The organism is Streptomyces sp. NPDC004561, from assembly GCF_053602155.1.
Genome location: NZ_JBSGDB010000256.1, coordinates 11,486 through 12,431 on the forward strand (window position 1 = coordinate 11,486; position 946 = coordinate 12,431).

At 74.9% G+C, this 946-nt stretch carries 1 pseudogene; it reads left to right on the forward strand.

The annotated features are described in order from the left end of the window. Positions 1-171: 171 nt before the first annotated feature. Positions 172-946, forward strand: a pseudogene (locus ACWEN3_RS28285) (hydrolase); the annotation flags it as partial.

Sequence of the window (946 nt, forward strand, 5' to 3'; positions counted from 1 at the left end):
GGTTCGACCTGACCCGCCCCGCCGGCCGGCACCTGGGCTTCGGCAACGGACCCCACTTCTGCCTCGGCGCGCCACTAGCCCGGCGGAGAGCCGTGGGAATCCGACGAGTTGCTCGCCGGCCCGTTGCGCGCCGGCTCCGACACGGAGGCGTCCCGGTCCGCCGCCCTGCTGATGGCCCGGCACTGGCAGCCGGCCCAGGACTACGCGGTCATCTGCCTGGCCGGATCAGGGCCGCTCGCCCACATGGTCACCGCCACCGCCTTCCACCAGGTCCTCGGCCGGCTCGCCCTCGGCGAACCTGCGGACGCGCTCCGGCCCCGTGTGCTGGTGGCCGTCCGGGACACGGTGGTGAACTGGTCCGGCACCGACCGGATCACCGCCGTCCTGCCCGCACTCGGTAAACCCGCCGGGGGCCGCGGAATGCGGGCCGCGAAGACGCTGATACCCGAGAACCGCGGCCTGTCCGACCGCTCTTTCCACGGCCTTCCCCGGCTGGAACAGACGCTGTTGTGGCACGCCGAGGTCGAGGCGGAACCGATGGACGTCCCCGCCGGGTTGCTCGGTATGGACATCCGGAGTGCGACGGCCGCCCTGGAACAGGCTCGGGACAAATTCCGGGAAGGCCTCGTGCGCGCCCACCGGGAACTCGCGCCGAGCAAGGACTGCCGCTATTACAACCGCCTGCTCGACGTGCCGATCCGCCGCGGCGGCGCCCTGCTGCCCGACGTCCAGGAACACCTGACCTCCTGCGCCTACTGCCGGCACGCGGCCGAGCAACTGGGCCACGCCGACGCGGCCCTGGGCGTGCTGCTCGCCGAGGCCGTGCTCGGCTGGGGCGCGCGCCGCTACCTCGACTCCCGCCCAGGCCGCCGTCCCGACCCCGCCGCCCGCGCCCGCGGCGGCTCCCGGCGCTCCGGCGGGCGCCGGCGCGGCGGCGGTGGACCCG